The sequence below is a fragment of the Dyadobacter sp. LHD-138 genome (assembly GCF_030929615.1).
In the GTDB taxonomy this organism is placed as follows: domain Bacteria; phylum Bacteroidota; class Bacteroidia; order Cytophagales; family Spirosomataceae; genus Dyadobacter.
Map to the genome: position 1 here is coordinate 64,500 of NZ_JAVFVU010000003.1, position 18,762 is coordinate 83,261.

Consider the following 18,762-nt stretch of genomic DNA (forward strand, 5'->3'; position numbering starts at 1 on the left):
CATTTTTCTTTAAATGTAGCTCCAACAGATAAGTTTTTCTACGCAATATGTATATAATGGCTACAAAATGTTTACTATTGCGAAAGCATAGTTTATAAAAACCAAAACCTGCCCATCAACAAAAAGATCAATGAAAAATACTATTTTCTACTTAATAATTCCGGCTTTTTTTTCACTGTCAGGGTGTATTAAACCGGAGGCTGAAAATATGGAGGCGGATATTGTAAAAGTTGATCTCCCGGACTCGGTCCTTATTGCTCCGCCTGTAATTAGTAATAATTCCGTCACCGCCTTTGTCAGGTACGACAAACTGGACATTACCGCCTTTGCTCCAAAATTTGTGGTAACCGACGGTGCCCGGATAAGCCCGGCATCAGGTGTTCCTCAAAACTTTACCACACCAGTAACCTACACGGTTTACTCGGAGGACGGCAAATGGCAAAAAAATTACAAGATCAGTCTACTCCAGAATACTGTTTCCAACACCTTTGCATTTGAAAACTGGACATTAACTCCAGAGGCAAACTACAATACCCCCTACGAAATTGTCAACGGGGAAAATCAGAACGTATGGGCATCTGGCAACAGCGGTTTTTCACTGGTTGCGCCGGAGAAAAAACCAGAAGCCTATCCAACACAACGGTCACCAAATGCACTGGAAGGCAATTATGCTGCATATCTGGAAACCAAATCAACTGGCGCATTGGGGGCGCTTGTGGGTATGCCGCTTGCTGCGGGTAATCTTTTTCTCGGGAGTTTTGATGGCTCCAAATCGCTGACGGCTCCGCTGGAAGCAACGTTGTTTGGCATTCCTTTTAACAAAAAACCTTTGCGTTTTACTGGTTCCTATCGATATCTGCCAGCCGGTCCGGTAACGGATAAAACCGGCACGCCGGTTTCCCCGCAACGCGATGACCAATGTGATATCTATGCCGTTTTGTTTAAGGCTTCTGCGGACAAGCCTTATCTGAACGGAAGCAATATCCTGACTGATCAAAACGTCGTGGCCGTGGCGCAATTACCCAACGGAAACCAGACATCGGGAAGCGGCTATCATCCTTTTGACATCACTTTCAAATACCGTGGAGAAATTGATCCGGCAGATCTTGCCGGATATGCTTATAAACTTTCTATCATTTTTACATCGAGCAAAAACGGCGCCACCTTCGAAGGAGCAGTCGGCAGTAAACTGTACGTGGACGATGTAAAAATAGTAATAGAATAGCCTGAAACCTGATTCTATATCCCATGAAAAAACTTAACGTCATACTGCTGGCGATCTTGCCATTTTTGACTCCTGAGATCAAGGCTCAATCGGACAAGAAACTGAACTTCAATGTTCGCGCGGGTTTTTCCATTGGCGCCTCCACACCGATTGGTATCCCGGTTACGATCAGAAAGATCGAGTCATACAACCCTGGCCTGCTGCTAAGCCTTGAAGCGGGATTACATTATCCGCTACCAGGAAAATTCGGTCTGGCAACAGCCCTGCGTTTGGAACAAAAAGGCATGACCACCCAGTCCAGGGTCAAAGGCTATTACACAACGTTCAATGAAGGGAGTAATAGCCGGTCTCAAAGTATTATAGGGTACTTTTGGGGGACAGTTGAAACAAAAGTCAAAAATAGTTACCTGACACTCCCCATTCACGCGACCTACGCGTTTAATTCGCCGCTAACCGTAAAAGCCGGTGCCTTTGTATCGCTGTTACTCGAAAATAACTTCTCTGGAAAAGCCAGAAATGGCTACGTCCGCGACCAGACACCGGTTGGCCTGAAAGAAGAAATCGATGAAGCTTATTACGATTTTTCCAAGGAGGTCCGCCCGGTTAATGCGGGCGTGGAAATCGGTGCCGACTACCGTCTCAATTCCCGCTTGTTTGCCTCCGCTATGTTCAATTACGCTTTGACGCCGCTTATGAAAAAGGATTTTCAAAGCATTGATTTTGACCTGCATAATCTGTATTTAAATCTGGGGGTGGGTTATCGTTTCTGACATCCGGCCAGCTTAACGAAAAGGATCCGATCACAATATGCTGGATTAAATATGCTGACGGAGGCATTCAAAAACTGCTGAATGTTCTGTAAAAGGATTTGGCTTATGGTCTTTCGATCAAACCCAGCGGTTCCGGCACGTATAAAATAAAGGACAACTGGGGAAGCGCTACAAATTACCAAAACTACGAGACGACAATCAGCCTGGACGTTTAACAATGACAAGAGGAAGAAATACAATGGTATCTTAGGAACCATTGTATTTCTTCCTCTGAATGTTTCTACACTCAAAAAAATCTGGCAAATGTCAGCCAGCAGTATTGTTGCAACAAAACCTTCAACGACTCGTTTCACTGACATCCTTATTATTAAACAGGTCAAAGGAGAAGCACCGGTCTGATTTTCGTTTCGAAATTCTTGTTTTCCAACATGGTCAGCATGTTGGAAAATGTAAGGGCCAGCTGCGTAAAATTATCTACATTGTACTCCCCTGTCGGAGATTTCAGGTTTTGCGCCAACAACTCCCCGTCTATCCCCGTTCCCAGTGATTTCACCTCAAACTTGGCTTTGGCCCTATACAGCTCCACGCTTGACGCGATGCCAGCCAACGAAGCAATCGCCAGCTCTCCTTTAAGCCCGCTCACGACAATAAAACACCGGAGGCCTACACCCAGCTTTTTAGTTTTTCCGTTGCAAAGCACCGTTGAATACCTGAAACAGTCTTCCACAAGCAGAATCTCACCTTTCTTAATCTTTCCTGTAAAGCCCATTGCCGCTGCATCTTTTGAAGCGTTATAATCAAATTTGTAGATTTTAATATCCGTACCACTGTTTAAATCAGACGCTTTTTCGGGCACATTGCAATAACTGTCCAGATCAGTCACCAGACGCTCAACGGGTATGCCGGATTTATCCTGCTGCTCGGTTATACTTTTATAGATCGGTATCGAATCAACGCCAACAACCACACCATCCATCGCTTTAAACACATCTTCAATTTGCGATTCATTAAGCAAAGTAGCTGAATCAATTGCCGGTTTTTCACCGCAGCTTTGGATTAAGATCATTGCGCCCAATCCAAAAAATAATATTGATTTTTTCATCGTTAAAGTTGTTTGTAATTAATCGTGAAAAAGAAGGAAGTAAGAGAATCTTATGGCTTTTAGGCCAAACATCGTTTATGATCACCATCTGCAAGCGCTCGGCCCCGTCAAAAGAAAAGCGTGCAACTCAATCTGGCAAAAAACGGGGTTCCGGGTGTAAAATGTATCTCCTCCACGGGTACCGTCTCACCTTTTAATCTGCTTTCGGTATCAAACTGCGTTTCTTTCCAGCGGGTATTTAAAAGGTTCTGCACCGATAGACCAACATTGTATTTTTGCTTCGTATAATTCAACTGTGCATCCGTTACAAAGTATCCTTTTGCTACAATCGAGTTATCATCGTTGGCTGGTCGGTTGGCCATATAGCGGTAGCGCAAAGAACCACTCAGCCCGTTAGGTATTTTCACAGAAAACCCTCCGGTAGAACTAAACAAAGGAGCCAGCGGCAGATAATTCATACCTTCCAGCACCCCAATCGCACGCGGTTTTGCCGAACTCACATCGGCATCCATAAATAACATTTTAGTAAGCTGATAGCGTATCGAAACGTCAAGTCCCTGCCTGCGGGATTTCCCACTTGGCTCAATCACGCCGGCATCGCCCACGTATACAAACTCCTGTTCAAGCCATAGATACCAGGCTGCCACGTTGATCAGCAGCTTAGGCAGCGGTTTTAAAATTAATCCCAGATCAGAACCATACGCGCCTGGCAGAATCCGCTTACCCGTCTTGGGAACTACAACCCGGGCATCATTGGAGTGAAATCCTTTTCCCGAGTTCAGATAGAGCTGCAAAGAGGGATTGAAGGTGTAATAGAAGTTCAACTTGGGTGAAAAGATCGCGTCCCTAGCCTGTTTTGCGTTAACAGGTTGTACCAAAAGATCCGTATATTGGCTCCTAAAAAAGTCCAGTCTCAAACCTGCATTAATTGTCAGCCTTTCATTAACCTGAATCAGCTCATCTACATAAGCGCCGGCATTCAGCTCATTTACATGACCATATTGATTTCGTTGTAAAGTAATATCCCTGTCTTTTGTATGCGACAGCTCCGTGCCATGCGTCAGATCATGACGGTATTGCAGACCAAATGTCGTTGTCCATTGGGATTTTCCCAGAAAAACATGTTTGGAAATACTTCCGTTGTACCCAAATAAGTCGCGTCTTTCCTTCTGACGGATCTGATCTCCGTTTATTGAGTCTTGCAGAAAAAAGGTAAAATTAGAGTAAAGCGCAAAGTTATATCGGCTGTAAAAAAACTGATTTTTGACTACGTAGTTTTTGTCCGTAGCTGTCACAAACTGGGCATTAAAATTTGTTCGGCTCGTCTCACCACCCTCCGTAGGGTCAACAGAGCCATAAAACCCAATTTCACCTGACTCATAGGCACGGTCCGGGATTTGACCGGAATGATTCCATTTGCTCCAAAACGTTGAAGCCGTCAGCGTCAGATTGGTATTAGGCCAGATATGTCCATGATATTTCCCGATCAAATTCAACCTGTTGAAGTCCTGTGGGTGATCAAAATAGGAATTTGTAAAAGAATATTCAGAGCCGATATAGGCAGACTGATTTTTATCCCTTCCTTTTTGACCTAATAAATCAATACCGGCTACGGCTCTGTAACTGTCATACTGACCTCCTTCAAGCTTTACAAAAGAACGTTCCAGGGCATTTTTCGTTCTGAAATCAACCCAGCCGGCTGTCGTAAAATTGCCCTTTTCTGCATTATACGGCCCTTTTTTAAAATCAACCCCTTCCACAAGTTCAGGAATTACGAAATGCAGGTCCGCATAACCCTGGCCGTGCGCATGGGAAACCATATTTACCGGCATTCCATCTACGGTAAGACGAATGTCGGTTCCATGATCCAGGTCAAATCCACGTAAAAATATCTGCTCTGCCTTCCCTCCCCCGGCGTGCTGCCCGATAAATAATCCCGGCACCATACGCAGTATTTCCTGAGAATTGGTTATAGGCCGGAGTTTAATATCAAGGCTGCTGATAAGCTGCTGATCGTGTGCACGAACAGAAGAAACAACCACCTCGCCGAGCGAAACTTCCGAAGCAGCAAGCTCAATTTTCACGAAGGCCGTCTGATCATCCTGCACGATCTGGCGAATAATTTTCGGTTGAAAACCCAAATGGGAAAGTTCAATCTTATACTCGGCGGCAACCAGATTATCAAACCTGAACTGACCCAATTCATTGGTAAATGTCGCTTTGTTCAAACTCGAAATCTGAACACTTACCCCACGCAGGGGTAAACCGGTCGTGTGATTATAGATGACACCGGAAAGATTTCCGTGGTGCGCGTCAGCACAAAAATGCGTGCACGCAAGTAGTAATATCAATAGAAGTTTATTCATGATCAAAAAGAATAATCAGATCAAAATCAAAAATTTGAATCCCAAAGTCTTACCGACTTGGGCATAGAGATTTTGAAATGCTTATTCAGGCGGAGAATCCACAGCGGGCGTCATCTCGATGACCGCAGGTACGGCAAGGATAGGTCTAATCGTTTTTTCGGGAAAAACAACTTGTATTGTAAATGCCAAATACTCTGAGAAAAAATGTGTATCAATGCCGGATACCACCGAAAAGGTATGCAATTCATTCCCATCGGAAGCTTCCTGGTAACGGGTCGCCAGTGCTTCGGCCATAAAGTCTTCCAAACCATCCATTCTCAGGTACCGGCATTCTTCATATCGTTCCTGCTGTTGGGAAGTACTGGTTTGAATTTTTAGCATATAAGGATTCTGTTCAGGCCTGCTGATATAGCCCGTAGCTGCAAGCCACAGGTAGTTAACTAAAATCAGTATCGCCAAAAGAGATCGAGGGAACATGGCTTTTAATAGTCAGTAGTTGATTACGTTACAAAACGAAATTTGGATTGGTCTTTCTTGCCTGTGCCAACAGCTTTCCACCTTTATCTTTGTTTCCGGCAGCAACCTCAATGACACTTGCCATTTGCAAAAGTTCAGGATCTTTACTGCCTGTACGTAATGCCACCATGATATGCTGCTGCGCCTTATCGATATTTTTTTCTTTGAAATATACCCAGGCCAGTGCATGGTTTACATCAATATTCTTAGGTCTTTTGTTATACTCCTTCAATCCGTATACCAAAGCTGAATCTAGCTGGCCGGTTTTTGTATATAATTTACAAAGTTCAAGATCCACGGCGTGGCCCGATTTTGCATCTTCGCTCAACATTTTAACAACCTCTGCATACTTGTCCCTGGCTTTTTGGCTTTCTCCTTTGAGTGCATAAATATCAGCCATTTCCTCCTGAAACGAAAATTCGGGCATGATCCGGGCGGCTTTGTCCAGTTCGACCAGAGCCTTATCATACTCTTTTCTGGCCTTAAATACCTGAGCCTTTCCACGGAGTGCAAAGGCATAACTCGGACGCATCGCTAAAATCTGATCATACTGCTGTTCTGCCTCATTAAGCTGTCCGGTGGTTTCATACAAGTGTCCAAGCGCATTTTTACTCCAGCATTGCGGCTCCGACCCGGGCAGCCCTGCCTGTACAGCAAGCTTCATCGCCTGAATGGAACTCTGATAATTACCATAAATCTCCCGCAGATAGGATGCCCGGGAATACGCTTCCAACGAAGGTTTTAACTCCTGCATTTTATCGGACATCACCACAGCCTGTTCATAGTCGCCAAGCTCAACGTTGGCATCTACCAAAACGCCGTAAACATATGCATTGCTTGGGTTAATCTGACGAGCCTTTTCTGCCAGATCTCTTGCCTGCGAAAACTGGTGCTGCGACATTTTCACAGAGGCTTTGAAAGTAGTAGCCTCAAAATTCTGCGGATCTATTGATAAAATCCCATCCAGTATTTTCAAAACTGCCGGATAATAATAGGGATGTTCGCCTGTAATCCTCGCTTCTGCCAAATAGATAACCACAACCTGCAAACGAGGTTTTACATCTGAGGGATTTTCTTTTATCTTTTTCCGAAGCTCTTCAACTTTTATTTTAGTTTTTTGCCACTCGGCGGCCGATGCCAGTTCTCCGGAACGTTCATACAAAACAGGAATATCCAGGCTTACCGGACCGGTTTCCTTTGAAGTCGTTTTCTTTTTTTCAGTGCAGCTTATTTGAATCATTAGTAAAAAAACTGCCCAAACGGATATAAATATTTTTAGTCTCATAATAATAAATTTTTAGGTCGAGAAAATCATGTTAAAAACAGCCAGAGGTTCGAAAGTAAAATCTCAAAATATCCTTACTTACCTCTGGCCTTACTATCCGATCAACTATTTTCAGGTTCCTACTGCAAACGTAATACTTTCACGGTGTACTTTGAATTGACAGTGCTGACCCGCAGATAGTAAATTCCACTTGCCTGACCGAGTTTGATACTTCGGCGCTCAGATGCGCTGGCGTTGTAAATCACTTGCTGACCAATCACCTGTCCTTTATTATTGGCAAGGTCGAGCTGAACTTTTTTACCTTCCGCGCCTCTGATTTCAATTACAACTTGCTCATTGTTCGTCGGATTACCCATCACAACAGCCGATAAAGATTCGGGAGCATTTTCTCCGGCCGACAATCCGATTCGCATATTGGATTGACAGGGCTTACGGAATTCGAAATCAGTCGATACTTCCGACGCTGGTTCACCGAGATAACGCGCCTTTACCACCAGGACACTGCGGCTGTTATTATCCTTGCGAAGTTCTGTTTCGATCATACGCATCGTGCTCGTGCCCCAAATGCCATTGACCACACCCGCAGCAGAATATTCGATCGTCTTGCCCGGATCACCGCCGGTACGTCCAAAGGTAATGGCGCCGGTCATACAGTCGTAGTTTAAAACAACCGCTACGAGCGGACCAGGCTGCTGGGTTTCTACAACATCGCCCTGATAGCTGTTCCCCCGGAATCCTGGCCATGGATTTTGCTCGTATGGAAATACCGATTTAAGCGTAGTGTCATTTTTGGTAACACCTGCATTGAAAGTCAGAACGCTGAGCAGGTTTGGTGTCACCGGACTGGCTGTAACTTTGGGGATATAATCATCATACCAAAGCCCGATAGCCGCCAGAACAACGCCGCCAACGGCTTGCAGCTCAATGGTCGTCACGTCATCTTCCAAACGACGGCCATTGGGAAATCCATCCATGTTGGGAATCCATTGCAGTGTTTTGGTTGTATTATATGCCGGATCGGTCAGACCAAGGGCCGCGGCCTGAACCAAACCAAGCGAGCTGAATTTTGCGTCATTCCTTGGCGTTGCGGGAACGGCCATATTCAGACGCAGCCAGTCACCAAGCGTTGGCAGGAAATTATTAATGAATGGTTTGCCTTCTGCAAGCGGATCTCCATTTTTCCCTGTGGCAAGCTGATAGGGCCTGATATTGGGTACGCCCGTATAAAAAATCGGAAGAATATCAACAGCGCGCGGGCTTGCAGCATCGGGAAGTAAAATAGAGCCAAAAGCAGCTTCAGACAGCGCGGTACCGTCGAGTGCGGCATTGCCTTTCAATCCAAATAAGCCGGGTTTTCCATTGCGAAAATCAAAGGATCCCAGTGATTTTGTCTGAATACGAAGATCTGCCAGACCCGGTACTGCTTTGCCAAACTGTGAGTCATCCAGATATAGGGCAAGCTCCGGATTTGTGAAATATTTTGCAAACTGAAGATCTTTATCAGGCGTCAAAGCATTCCATTTATCCTTCATGCCAATGGGGATAATCGCCTCGTTGGTAAGCGGCATACCCAGGCGGGAAACCTGTACCCATTCACCATCGTAACCAACGTCACCTCCGCCATACAACGTTTTAATCTTTTGACGGCTGGCAGAAGCATAAACACCGATTACATAATCACCATCCAGAATATTGGCCGCATCAGCAACCGCTTTATGGTTTTTCTGCAAAGTAGCAACGGGCACTTCAATTACAATGGAGTGGCAGTTGAACTTGGCAACCCCATCTCTGCCTGCCGATTTGCGAACGTTTCCAAGATCAAAAATACCACCCAGATCAACAAAGAAAGGGTCATCCACCGGACCGGCAAATATTTTTTCGCCGGTACTGGCTGTCATAATCGACTTTTCAACCAGTTTGTCGTACGATGAGCCAAGGCCAACGGTCTTGTTATCGATCGAACGAGGCCCGATGTGTGGCGGAGGAACTGTTCCATTTTCAACAATGGTTGTGAAACTTCTGCCCCCATCCATACTGCGCTCGCATTTGTAGGTTGTTTTAAGATTTTCCTTCCCAAGCCGAATCAAAAAGAATGTCGACGGATCTTCATTGATCTTCCTGAACGTAAATCTATATACGATATCCTCTCCTTTGGTTTGCGCATTGTTGTCAACATGGATTTCATAACGGACATTTTCGCCGAAAGAATACCAGTTTGGTCCACCAGCGGGATGTTCAAAAGGAATGTAATTCGCGATCAGAACGATATTCTCTTTGTTTACAGGGCTCTTAAAAGCATACACGTCCGTATTGTCAGCAAGCGGATCGGTAGAAATCAGCGGCGCTTCCCGGTGCGAAGAAGCATACGTTTCGATGGGGGCCAGACATATAGATGCCAGCAGCCCAACCAGATATATAATCCTTTTCATAAAATTTGGTTTGTTACAGGGGTTGTTTAAAACCTGGCTTTTTCAGTATAGTCAAAGCCCCTCCAGGGGTTTTGTACGTAAGGAAATACGCTTTTGAGCGCAACGTCGTTTTTTGTCGGACCAGAGGTGAAGGAAAGCACACTGATCAATGCCGGAGAAACCGGTGCTTCTTTTGTTGCATCATCATAGAAAAGGCCAACCGCGGCAAGTACCACGCCTGAAACCGCCTGAAGCTCGATGGTGGTTACGTCATCTTCGAGACGACGTCCATTGGGAAAACCATCCATGTTCGGGATCCATTGCAAGTCAGTTGTCTTGTTGTACTTATCGTTGGTGATACCTAAAACCGCAGCCTGAACCAGCCCAAGGGAACTGAACTCCGGATCGTTGCGGGGCGTTGCCGGAACGGCCATGTTCAACCTTAGCATGTCACCAAGTGTAGGCAAAAAGTTATGAATGAACGGTTTTCCTTTCGCAAGCGGATTGTTGTTTTTGCCGGTAGCCAACTGATAAGGAATCAAATTAGGAACGCCGGTATAAAAGATCGGCAGCAGATCCACCGCACGCGGGCTGGCTCCATCTGGCAATAAAACACCGCCAAAAGTCACCTCAGCAAGCGCTGTTCCATCTAATGCCGCATTTCCCTTCAATCCAAATAAGCCTGGTTTCCCATTGCGAAAATCAAACGCCCCCAGTGATTTTGACTGAATACGTAATGCGTTCAGGGAAGGAACCGCGCCTCCGAACTGAGAATCGTCCATGTAAAGAGCAAGCTCCGGATTGGTAAAATACTTCGCAAATTGAAGATCTTCGCCGTTGTAAGGACTTGTTGCATTCCAACGGTCTTTCATGCCAATGGGAATAACCGCTTCATTGGTTAAAGGCATGCCAAGCCGGGAAACCTGAACAAATTTACCGTCATAAGCCATATCCCCTTCTGAATAAATCGTCCTGATCATTTGACGGCTGGCAGAGGCCCACACACCGATTACATAATCCGGATCAAGGATATTTTTTATGCCATCCATGCCCTTGCCATCTTTTTGAAGTAATTTCACAGGCACTTTAATGGCGATGGTATGTACGTTGAAACGGCTTAACCCATCTTTGGGTGCGTTGGTCGTGTTGCCTTCCGGCCGGAAATTACCGACATCAAATGCGCCTGCCAGATCTACAAAGAACGGATCATCCACAGGACCGCAGAATATTTTCTCGCCGCCCGCAGTTGTTACGATTGCTTTTTCAACCAGCGCGTTGTAATCGGAAGCTTCCAGACCTACTGTTTTCCCCTCAATGGAGCGCGGGCCGATGTTAGCTGGTGGAACGATTCCGCTTGCCACAATTGTGGTAAAAGACATGCCTCCATCCGTACTTTTTTCACATTTGTAAGTCGTTTTTAGGTTTTGTTTTCCTAAACGTATGTTGAAAAAAGTGGTCGGATCTTCATTAATACTTGAAAAAGTAAAGCGATACGTGATGTCGTCCCCGGCTGTTGATGTTTTGTTTTTGATGTGAATTTCGTAGCGAATGTTACTGCCAAAACTGTAATAATTAGGACCACCTTCCGGAGACTCAAAGGGAATGTAGTTTGCGATAATCGTAATGCTGTTGGGGTCATCCGGACTTTTGAAAGCATAAACATCCGTGTTGTCGGCCAACGGATCATTGGAGATCAAGGGAGCCTCCCGATGACTGGAGGCGTAAGCTCCCGCCGCTAAAAAGAGCGGTAGCGCACAGCTTAGGAATCCTATCCTGAGCCGGCAAAGGCGCAAAGCAGAAATTTGCATAAAGTAAAAATGTTTAGATATGAAAACAGAGATTGAAATGAGAATTCGGAAAACATCAATAAGTAAATCCTAAATTACTCCAGGTATCAAAGAGGCTGACACGCGGCTCGTGAAAACAATCCAAACAAAAATTGGATTCAAAAATAATAAAATTATTTCAATATCAATTTGAAAAATAATTATTTCACAAAAGACATACGTCTCCAATCTCAATTCAGATCAGCAGAGGAAAATAAATTTTAAATACCTAATAATAAGATGGTTACTTATTTCACTTTGTATAAAATCCTTACCCTACATTTCGGTACTTGCGGCGACTAAAAGGTAGCAATCAAGATCATAAAAAAAATGATCTCATTGCTACATATTTTCCTTTTACTTCTAAACCTGCATTTCACACACCAAAGAATTAGTAAAATTTTTATTTAAAATATCCTGTTTGAATTAAGGGTTCTTTATGAGAATTGTGTCTTCTTTACGAGAGCGATCATCGATTATGTCTAAAAGTGTTAATTATCAGGAAATGCAGGCAAAAACAGTTTTACTGAAAAGTTCAAATACTGAACCCGGTTTCCCCCAAACTGAGATCATGGATGATCAGGATAAGCACCTTTCAGATCAGGAGCTGTTCATAAGGGTAACGTTTCAAGACAATCCAAAACTGGGTTGCGAGCTTTTATTTAGAAGACATTATACAGAACTGTGCAGTCATGCGGTCCGTTTTCTGGGATCCAAGGCAGTTGCGGAGGATTTAGTTGCCGACATATTCTGCAACTTTTATGAAAAGCAGATATTTTCCACAATAGAAACCTCTTATCGCGCCTACCTGTTCAAAACCGTACGTAACCGTGCGTATAACTATGTTCGTCAAAATTTTAACCGTGACACTACGCTGGATGATGCTTCCCTGGAAGCTTCCCATGAGGAACAGCAACCGGATGCAATTACCCAATACGACGAACTTTACCTGACCGTAGAAAGGGCTATAGACTCACTTCCTTTTCAACGAAGAAGGGTGTATTTAATGAACCGTTTTGATGGAAAAAAATATGCAGAAATTGCCGAGGAACTTGGCATTTCCGTAAGGACCGTTGAAGTCCACATACGATTAGCGACAATCACGCTGAGGGACTTGCTGAGATACCGTTGTTTCTTAATCGTTTTCGGGACTATTTTCGGCTTTGCTGTTAAGGGTTTTATATTCTGAATGTGTCATCCTACAAAGAAATTAACATACGCAGGCCATGGTAAATAAACAACTCATATTTGACTGCTTCGAAGGAAAAGCCACTTCTCTGCAAAAAAAAGCGATCGACTCGTGGGTCAAGGAGGGCGCTAATGAGGAATTATTTTATCAATGGCTTCAGGAATGGGAAAAGAGACACCTGCAATATCTTGCTGATGAACAACCCGCATTGCAACGTTACCAGCAATATTTGAACAGCCCGGATAAAAATCAAATCCCGCTGTATGATACAGATGTATTGAGCGGCGGAGTTAAAAGAGCGCGCAGGACATGGTGGATCAGCACGGCCGCCACGGTGCTGATATGCTTCGGCTTATGGAAGTTTCATGACGGAATATTGAATTACACATTCAGCACCGGATTTAATCAAAAAAAAGTACTGCGCTTAGAAGATGGAAGTACCGTTGCCCTCAATTCAAATTCAACCCTTTGGGTGCCCCGATTTGCCTTAAAATCCGGGATGCGGCTTGTCAAACTGGAAGGAGAAGCACTCTTTTCTGTGAAACATACCCTGGATAATAAAAAATTTGTGGTTGAGACCGCCAATGGTGAGCAAGTGGAAGTTTTGGGAACCGAATTTAATTTATTTACAAGGCAAAGGGGCACAAAAGTGGTTTTACAAAAGGGCAAAGTACAGTTCCATTACCAAAATGCTAATCACAAAGATGCCCGGGTTACCATGAAACCAGGAGATTTGGTGACCGTTGCCCGAGGAGGAATTGCCAGTTTAAAGCCTGTGACATCACCAGGAAATTCTTCGGAATGGCTCAATAACAGATATGTCTTTGAGGAATCCTCAATTCAGGAAATCGTTCATTTATTCAAAGATAACTTTGGGATTAACCTTAAAATTGCCAGTGCGGAAGTCGCCAGCCTAACGCTTTCCGGTGCATATTCTTATGAAAATCCAGAAGAATTACTCGATGTTATTACAGAAGCCCTGAATCTTAAAATTACCAAAACAAAGGACAACGTCATAGTTCTTAGCGCAGGGCCGATCTTATAGCCGCGTATCCCTAGAAAGTAAAGTTTCAAACACATTACAACCCGTATCTTCTTGCTATCGCGATCTCAAAATCGTGCATGGAAAAGTATGGCCTTGCCGTTCAATCTTTCTCTTTCATCCAATACAAGATATCAAATCACTTATCATGATGAATATAAATCTCCATTGCTTATCTACACTGGGCCTGTTGGTATGCCTGGAATTGCCCGGGTCTCTGGCCAATCTTACGTATTCACAACCCAAGGAGACTCCTGCCAGGCACGCCAATACGGTAAAACGTAATCTGGGGGAAGTTCTCAAAGAGCTCAAAATTCATTACGGCTCAGATATTATTTTTGCCGATCAGCTCGTTCGCGGTGTTACCGTTACGCCACCCGTACTTGAAAAAAACACCAGTATCGAACAGGTCCTAAACGCATTATTGAAGGACACCAATTTGAATTACAAAAAAATAAAAAATGGTGCTTACATGATCCGTCAAAATGCCGTCGGCGGCCAGGGCGGTTTCCAGGAAGAATCAAAAAAAAGAGCTTCTGCATCCCCCAGCCTTCCCACTGAGGATCCTTCCAGGACTAGCATAAAGGTCAGTTCAATCGTGAACACCGACCGCACGATAACAGGAAGGGTAACCGGAGATGATCAAGAAGGTTTGCCTGGGGCAAATGTGGTTTTAAAAGGAACCACCCGCGGTACCAGCACAGACATCGATGGGAAATTCACTTTGAACCTGCCTGAAGGACCTGTCAATATCCTGGTGTTCTCCTTAGTCGGTTACACCACGCTGGAGGTTACCGTTGACAACCGGTCAGAAATGAATGTTGTTTTGAAGCAAAACGATAAAACTCTTGATGAAGTAGTTGTGGTAGGTTACGGGACGGTTAAGAAAAGTGATATCACCGGTTCTGTCGGTTCTGTAACTGCCACCGAACTCACCTCATTCCCCACCACGAGTGCCGTTCAGGGATTGCAAGGCAGAGCACCTGGTGTACAAGTCATGCAAAATTCAGGTGCTCCCGGCGCTACATTAAGTGTGCGGGTCCGTGGCGGCAATTCATTGCAAGGCAGTAATGAACCTTTGTACGTCGTCGACGGATTTGCATTGTCCGGCCCGCCAACAGCAATAAGTCCCGACGAAATCGAATCCATGGAAATTTTAAAAGATGCTTCCGCAACAGCTATCTATGGATCCAGAGGGGCAAACGGTGTGGTTATCATCACGACAAAAGTCGGTAAGGCCGGCAAGATGCAGGTGTCTCTGGATTCATACTATGCGATGCAAAAAGTGGGTAAGAAACTCAATCTGATGAATGCCCAGGAATTTGCGACACTCGCCAATGAACGTGCCAGCAATGACGGATTTGCCCCGTATTTTACAGAGGAGCAGATCAAAAATTTCGGAAAGGGCACCGACTGGCAAGATGTAATGTTCAGAAATGCACCCATGCATAATCATGCGCTATCGGTTTCAGGGGGCAATGAAAATACCCAGTACGCCATATCCGGAAATTACATCAGTCAAAAAGGAATCATCCGGGGCTCTCATTATGACCGTGCAAATCTCAGGGTAAACTTAACACAAAAACTAAATGACAAGCTAAAACTTTACTATAACTCCATGCTCAGCAATACCGGCCGGGCACTATTAAACACAGATAATGGATTCAAAGGCAATACGGTAACCTCTGCAACGCTGATCGCGCCGCCGACCATCGCACCGTATGACGAAAATGGCAATTACAGTTTTATAAAGCCTTATGCCTTTAGCCCCAATTCACTGGAAAATCCCCTCGCTCTTGCGGAAGCCAGAAAACAAAAAAGCAACGAATTCTATGTTTTGACAAGCATGGCGCTAAGCTTCCAACCGATCAAGAATCTGACGATCCGCTCCTCCGTTGGCATAGAAAACAGTTCGATCAGAGGAGACCTGTATTCACCATCCGTGATCACCACGACGCCCACCGGTTCAGCAACCATTGACTATGCAAACAAATTCAATTTCTTAAATGAAAACACAGCCAACTATGTGTTTGAGCTTCCGAAAAATCATGCGTTGACTCTTTTAGCCGGCATTACCTACCAGACCGAGAAGAGCAGGTTATTTAATGCGGGTGCTACCGGGTTTAGCTACGAAGGTATGGAATCAGAAAACATCGGAGTGGGACGTAATCCAGCCGTGCCAACCAGCACATCCTATCAATGGAAATTGTTTTCATATCTGGCTCGCGCCAACTATTCCTTTAAGAGCCGCTATCTTTTGACTGCAAGCATCCGTGCTGACGGGTCATCCAGATTTGGAAAGGCAAACAAATGGGGATATTTCCCTTCTGCCGCTTTTGCCTGGAGAATCATTGAAGAACCCTTTTTGCAAAATGTGTCATCACTCTCCGATTTGAAATTACGGACGTCCTTTGGCGTGACAGGCAATACAGCACTTTCACCCTACCAGACCTTATTTACATTAAGCCCTGTACAAACCGTTTACAATGACCAGCTTGCCGTTGGCCAGTTAACAGGCACCTTGCTGACAAACCCGGATCTGAAATGGGAGTCGACAGGACAATGGAATGCAGGAGTGGATCTGGGCTTACTGCGCAACCGGTTTTCTTTGAGCCTGGATTATTATATAAAAAACACGCGTGACCTGCTCGCGATTGTTCCGCTTCAACTGTCTACGGGGTACAATAACACAATTCAAAACATTGGCCAGATACGTAACAGTGGAGTAGAATTAGGCTTAACGGCAAATCTGGTTAAAACAAATCATGTAAAATGGGATCTAAATCTGAACATTTCCCGCAACCGCAGCAAGGTTTTGAAACTTGCTTCCGGCAGTGACGTTTTCGGCACTGCATTAGGTCAGCCACTGTCTGTTCCGGTTAATCTTATTCGCGTTAACCAGCCGATTGCTGTCTTTTATGGATACCTTGAAAACGGACTGGATGAAAAAGGAGCGATCAAATACAAAGATCTGAATAATGACGGGGCCATTTCGCTGGCAGATAAGACCGTTATCGGGGACCCGAACCCGGACTTCCTTTACAATTTTAACTCCCGCATCTCATTCAAAAACTTTACCTTGAATATGTTCTGGCTTGGCAAGCAGGGCGGCGAGATTTTCAATAGTAATTTGACAAGTCAGGCGAGCAGCATGTACTTTGGCGAGAACCAGCTCAAAGATGTTTACCTTAATCACTGGAAAACGTCAAGCCCTGATCCGACGGCCAAATACCCCAAGGTCAGTGCAAGCACCTCGTTCAAGGAATCGGACAGGTTTGTAGAAGACGGCTCTTTCCTGCGGCTCAAAAATATACAGCTGGCATACGCTATCCCTACAAGTCGCCTTGGGATAAAATGGTTGAAAAAAGCAGAAATTTATGTCAGTGGTCAAAACCTTTTGACATGCACAAAATACTCCTGGTTTGATCCGGAAGTCAATACCCTTGGCGGCTCCAATTCCATTTCTGTTGGCGTTGACCAGACTGGCTACCCCACCGCGAAAACCTATACTGTTGGTGCTCATTTAAATTTTTAAAATTCCTGAAAGCTATCTACTATGAAAAATATTGTAAAGCTCTTTTTAGTTGCTTTGTGTGGAAGTACCATCTCGTGTCAGAACTTGCTGGAAGAAGATCCCCAAAGCCTTTTGTCAACGGATAAGTTTTATAAAACTGCTGCTGACGCGACAACGGCGGTCAATGCTATTTCAAGTATATTTCACCAGGCATCCATGTTCAATCTTCGGTATGCAGCACATACTACGGCCCTGGAAGATTATGCGTCGGGGCAGGGATTTTATATACCCATGTCGCAATACCAGATCACTACGCCCATTATGGCCGTTACAGATGGATATTGGACGGGATTTTATCGGGCGATTGATGCTTCGAACAGGGTTCTTAAATACGTCCCCGCCATACCGATGGATGAGGCCGAAAAAAGTAAGATTCTTGGCGAAGCATATTTTTACCGGGCCTTTGCATACTATAACCTCGCTAAAAACTTTGGTGCCGTTCCAATCAGGACGGAACCGACAGAAAATCTGACGCAGACCGGTGGCAAGCGGGAACCGTTAGAAAAGGTTTATGCATTGGTCATTGCTGATTTGAAGACAGCAGAACAGACTTTGCCGGCCACACAGACACAAACGGGAAGACCCACGGCAGGTGCTGCCAAAACAATGCTGGCTGATGTTTATCTGGTTAGGGAACAGTGGGCTGACGCACGTGACAAAGCGGAAGAGGTTATTTCCTCTAAAAAGTATAGTCTGGTTGGTGTGAAAACCTCCGCAGATTTTGAAAAAATATTCGGTTCTGAAATAACGACTTCTTCTGAGGAAATCTTCTACATAAAATATCAGCACAGTGTAGCCGGAGGCAATTCTATTCCCCAGCTTTACCATTTACCGACAAGCATTTGGGCTACATCCGGCTTTGGAACATTTTTCGGTTTCCCAACTTATCCACTGCTTAGGGATTGGCGGGGCTCCGACCTGAGAAAGGACTTTAACTTGTATACCTCAGGCCCAAATAAACAAGGCGTAACCGTCGCCAATAGTGCAACGCAGCCGATACGGTTTGGGAAATTTAAGGACGTAAATGTGCCGGCATCGGCGGCGCATGGAATAGATTTTCCGATTTATCGCTATGCAGAAGCGCTTCTGATATATGCCGAAGCAGCAAGTCAGGCCAGTCAGGGGCCGACACCGCTTGCCGTTGAAAGACTGAATATGGTTCACAGAAGAGCCTATGGTCAGGAAGCGGGCGCAGCTTCATCCGTTGACTTCAAAATCGGAGATTACAACGCTACCACCTTTCGGGATCTGGTTTTGAAGGAACGTGCTTACGAATTTTTAGTAGAGGGCAAACGCTGGTACGATCTGATCCGCACCGGAAAAGCAAAAAGCGTGATCAAAGAAGCCAAGGGTTTAACGATATCAGACGCCGTTTTGCTGATGCCGATCCCTAAGCAGGAAATTGACAACAATGCTGATATATCACCAGAAGACCAAAATCCAGGATATTAACTTACAA

At 44.8% G+C, this 18,762-nt stretch carries 12 protein-coding genes; 6 read left to right on the forward strand and 6 right to left on the reverse strand.

Features of this window, described 5'->3' with window-relative positions; all coding sequences use genetic code 11:
• Nucleotides 1-130 precede the first annotated feature (130 nt).
• Together RB622_RS01855 and RB622_RS01860 are read left to right on the forward strand one after the other, a co-directional pair.
• Entirely contained in the window at nucleotides 131-1,225 is a 1,095-nt protein-coding gene (locus tag RB622_RS01855; protein ID WP_308044787.1) for a PCMD domain-containing protein, read from the forward strand.
• Nucleotides 1,226-1,248: 23 nt separating this feature from the next.
• Nucleotides 1,249-1,995, forward strand: a complete 747-nt coding sequence (locus RB622_RS01860; protein WP_308044788.1) for a porin family protein — start codon at nucleotides 1,249-1,251, stop codon at nucleotides 1,993-1,995.
• A 376-nt stretch (nucleotides 1,996-2,371) separates the two neighbouring features.
• Here RB622_RS01860 and RB622_RS01865 read toward each other — a convergent pair whose 3' ends face one another.
• The 6 genes from RB622_RS01865 to RB622_RS01890 form a co-directional block, all read right to left on the reverse strand.
• Nucleotides 2,372-3,097: a hypothetical protein gene (locus tag RB622_RS01865; RefSeq protein WP_308044789.1), complete on the reverse strand. Its 726-nt coding sequence runs from the start codon at nucleotides 3,095-3,097 to the stop codon at nucleotides 2,372-2,374.
• 107 nt (nucleotides 3,098-3,204) lie between these two features.
• Nucleotides 3,205-5,463 carry a TonB-dependent receptor gene (locus RB622_RS01870; RefSeq protein ID WP_308044790.1) on the reverse strand — a complete coding sequence of 753 codons (2,259 nt, stop codon included), beginning with the start codon at nucleotides 5,461-5,463 and terminating at the stop codon, nucleotides 3,205-3,207.
• 81 nt (nucleotides 5,464-5,544) lie between these two features.
• Nucleotides 5,545-5,940: a hypothetical protein gene (locus RB622_RS01875; protein WP_308044791.1), complete on the reverse strand. Its 396-nt coding sequence runs from the start codon at nucleotides 5,938-5,940 to the stop codon at nucleotides 5,545-5,547.
• Nucleotides 5,941-5,968: 28 nt separating this feature from the next.
• Entirely contained in the window at nucleotides 5,969-7,264 is a 1,296-nt protein-coding gene (locus RB622_RS01880) for a tetratricopeptide repeat protein (RefSeq protein ID WP_308044792.1), read from the reverse strand.
• Nucleotides 7,265-7,383: 119 nt separating this feature from the next.
• The gene (locus RB622_RS01885; RefSeq protein ID WP_308044793.1) at nucleotides 7,384-9,693 is read right to left on the reverse strand and encodes a DUF4331 family protein; all 2,310 of its coding nucleotides are present in this window, start codon (nucleotides 9,691-9,693) and stop codon (nucleotides 7,384-7,386) included.
• 26 nt (nucleotides 9,694-9,719) lie between these two features.
• A complete protein-coding gene (locus RB622_RS01890) occupies nucleotides 9,720-11,480 on the reverse strand; it encodes a DUF4331 domain-containing protein (RefSeq protein WP_308044794.1) in 1,761 nt (586 codons plus the stop codon).
• A gap of 457 nt (nucleotides 11,481-11,937) precedes the next feature.
• Between RB622_RS01890 and RB622_RS01895 the strand changes: the two genes are divergently transcribed.
• From RB622_RS01895 to RB622_RS01910, 4 genes are all read left to right on the forward strand, one after another.
• Nucleotides 11,938-12,687, forward strand: coding sequence for an RNA polymerase sigma-70 factor (locus RB622_RS01895; protein ID WP_308044795.1), 750 nt, complete (start codon nucleotides 11,938-11,940; stop codon nucleotides 12,685-12,687).
• A 37-nt stretch (nucleotides 12,688-12,724) separates the two neighbouring features.
• Nucleotides 12,725-13,732 carry a FecR domain-containing protein gene (locus tag RB622_RS01900; protein WP_308044796.1) on the forward strand — a complete coding sequence of 336 codons (1,008 nt, stop codon included), beginning with the start codon at nucleotides 12,725-12,727 and terminating at the stop codon, nucleotides 13,730-13,732.
• A 145-nt stretch (nucleotides 13,733-13,877) separates the two neighbouring features.
• Complete coding sequence (locus tag RB622_RS01905; protein WP_308044797.1) at nucleotides 13,878-17,264, forward strand: SusC/RagA family TonB-linked outer membrane protein; 3,387 nt, start codon at nucleotides 13,878-13,880, stop codon at nucleotides 17,262-17,264.
• 21 nt (nucleotides 17,265-17,285) lie between these two features.
• A complete protein-coding gene (locus tag RB622_RS01910) occupies nucleotides 17,286-18,755 on the forward strand; it encodes a RagB/SusD family nutrient uptake outer membrane protein (protein WP_308044798.1) in 1,470 nt (489 codons plus the stop codon).
• Nucleotides 18,756-18,762: the final 7 nt, after the last annotated feature.

What these genes read in the sequence shown, in the direction of transcription:
- RB622_RS01855 (WP_308044787.1), top strand. Translation starts at nt 131, where the DNA reads ATGAAAAATACTATTTTCTACTTAATAATTCCGGCTTTTTTTTCACTG.
- RB622_RS01860 (WP_308044788.1), top strand. Translation starts at nt 1,249, where the DNA reads ATGAAAAAACTTAACGTCATACTGCTGGCGATCTTGCCATTTTTGACT.
- RB622_RS01865 (WP_308044789.1), bottom strand. Translation starts at nt 3,097, where the DNA reads ATGAAAAAATCAATATTATTTTTTGGATTGGGCGCAATGATCTTAATC.
- RB622_RS01870 (WP_308044790.1), bottom strand. Translation starts at nt 5,463, where the DNA reads ATGAATAAACTTCTATTGATATTACTACTTGCGTGCACGCATTTTTGT.
- RB622_RS01875 (WP_308044791.1), bottom strand. Translation starts at nt 5,940, where the DNA reads ATGTTCCCTCGATCTCTTTTGGCGATACTGATTTTAGTTAACTACCTG.
- RB622_RS01880 (WP_308044792.1), bottom strand. Translation starts at nt 7,264, where the DNA reads ATGAGACTAAAAATATTTATATCCGTTTGGGCAGTTTTTTTACTAATG.
- RB622_RS01885 (WP_308044793.1), bottom strand. Translation starts at nt 9,693, where the DNA reads ATGAAAAGGATTATATATCTGGTTGGGCTGCTGGCATCTATATGTCTG.
- RB622_RS01890 (WP_308044794.1), bottom strand. Translation starts at nt 11,480, where the DNA reads ATGCAAATTTCTGCTTTGCGCCTTTGCCGGCTCAGGATAGGATTCCTA.
- RB622_RS01895 (WP_308044795.1), top strand. Translation starts at nt 11,938, where the DNA reads ATGAGAATTGTGTCTTCTTTACGAGAGCGATCATCGATTATGTCTAAA.
- RB622_RS01900 (WP_308044796.1), top strand. Translation starts at nt 12,725, where the DNA reads ATGGTAAATAAACAACTCATATTTGACTGCTTCGAAGGAAAAGCCACT.
- RB622_RS01905 (WP_308044797.1), top strand. Translation starts at nt 13,878, where the DNA reads ATGATGAATATAAATCTCCATTGCTTATCTACACTGGGCCTGTTGGTA.
- RB622_RS01910 (WP_308044798.1), top strand. Translation starts at nt 17,286, where the DNA reads ATGAAAAATATTGTAAAGCTCTTTTTAGTTGCTTTGTGTGGAAGTACC.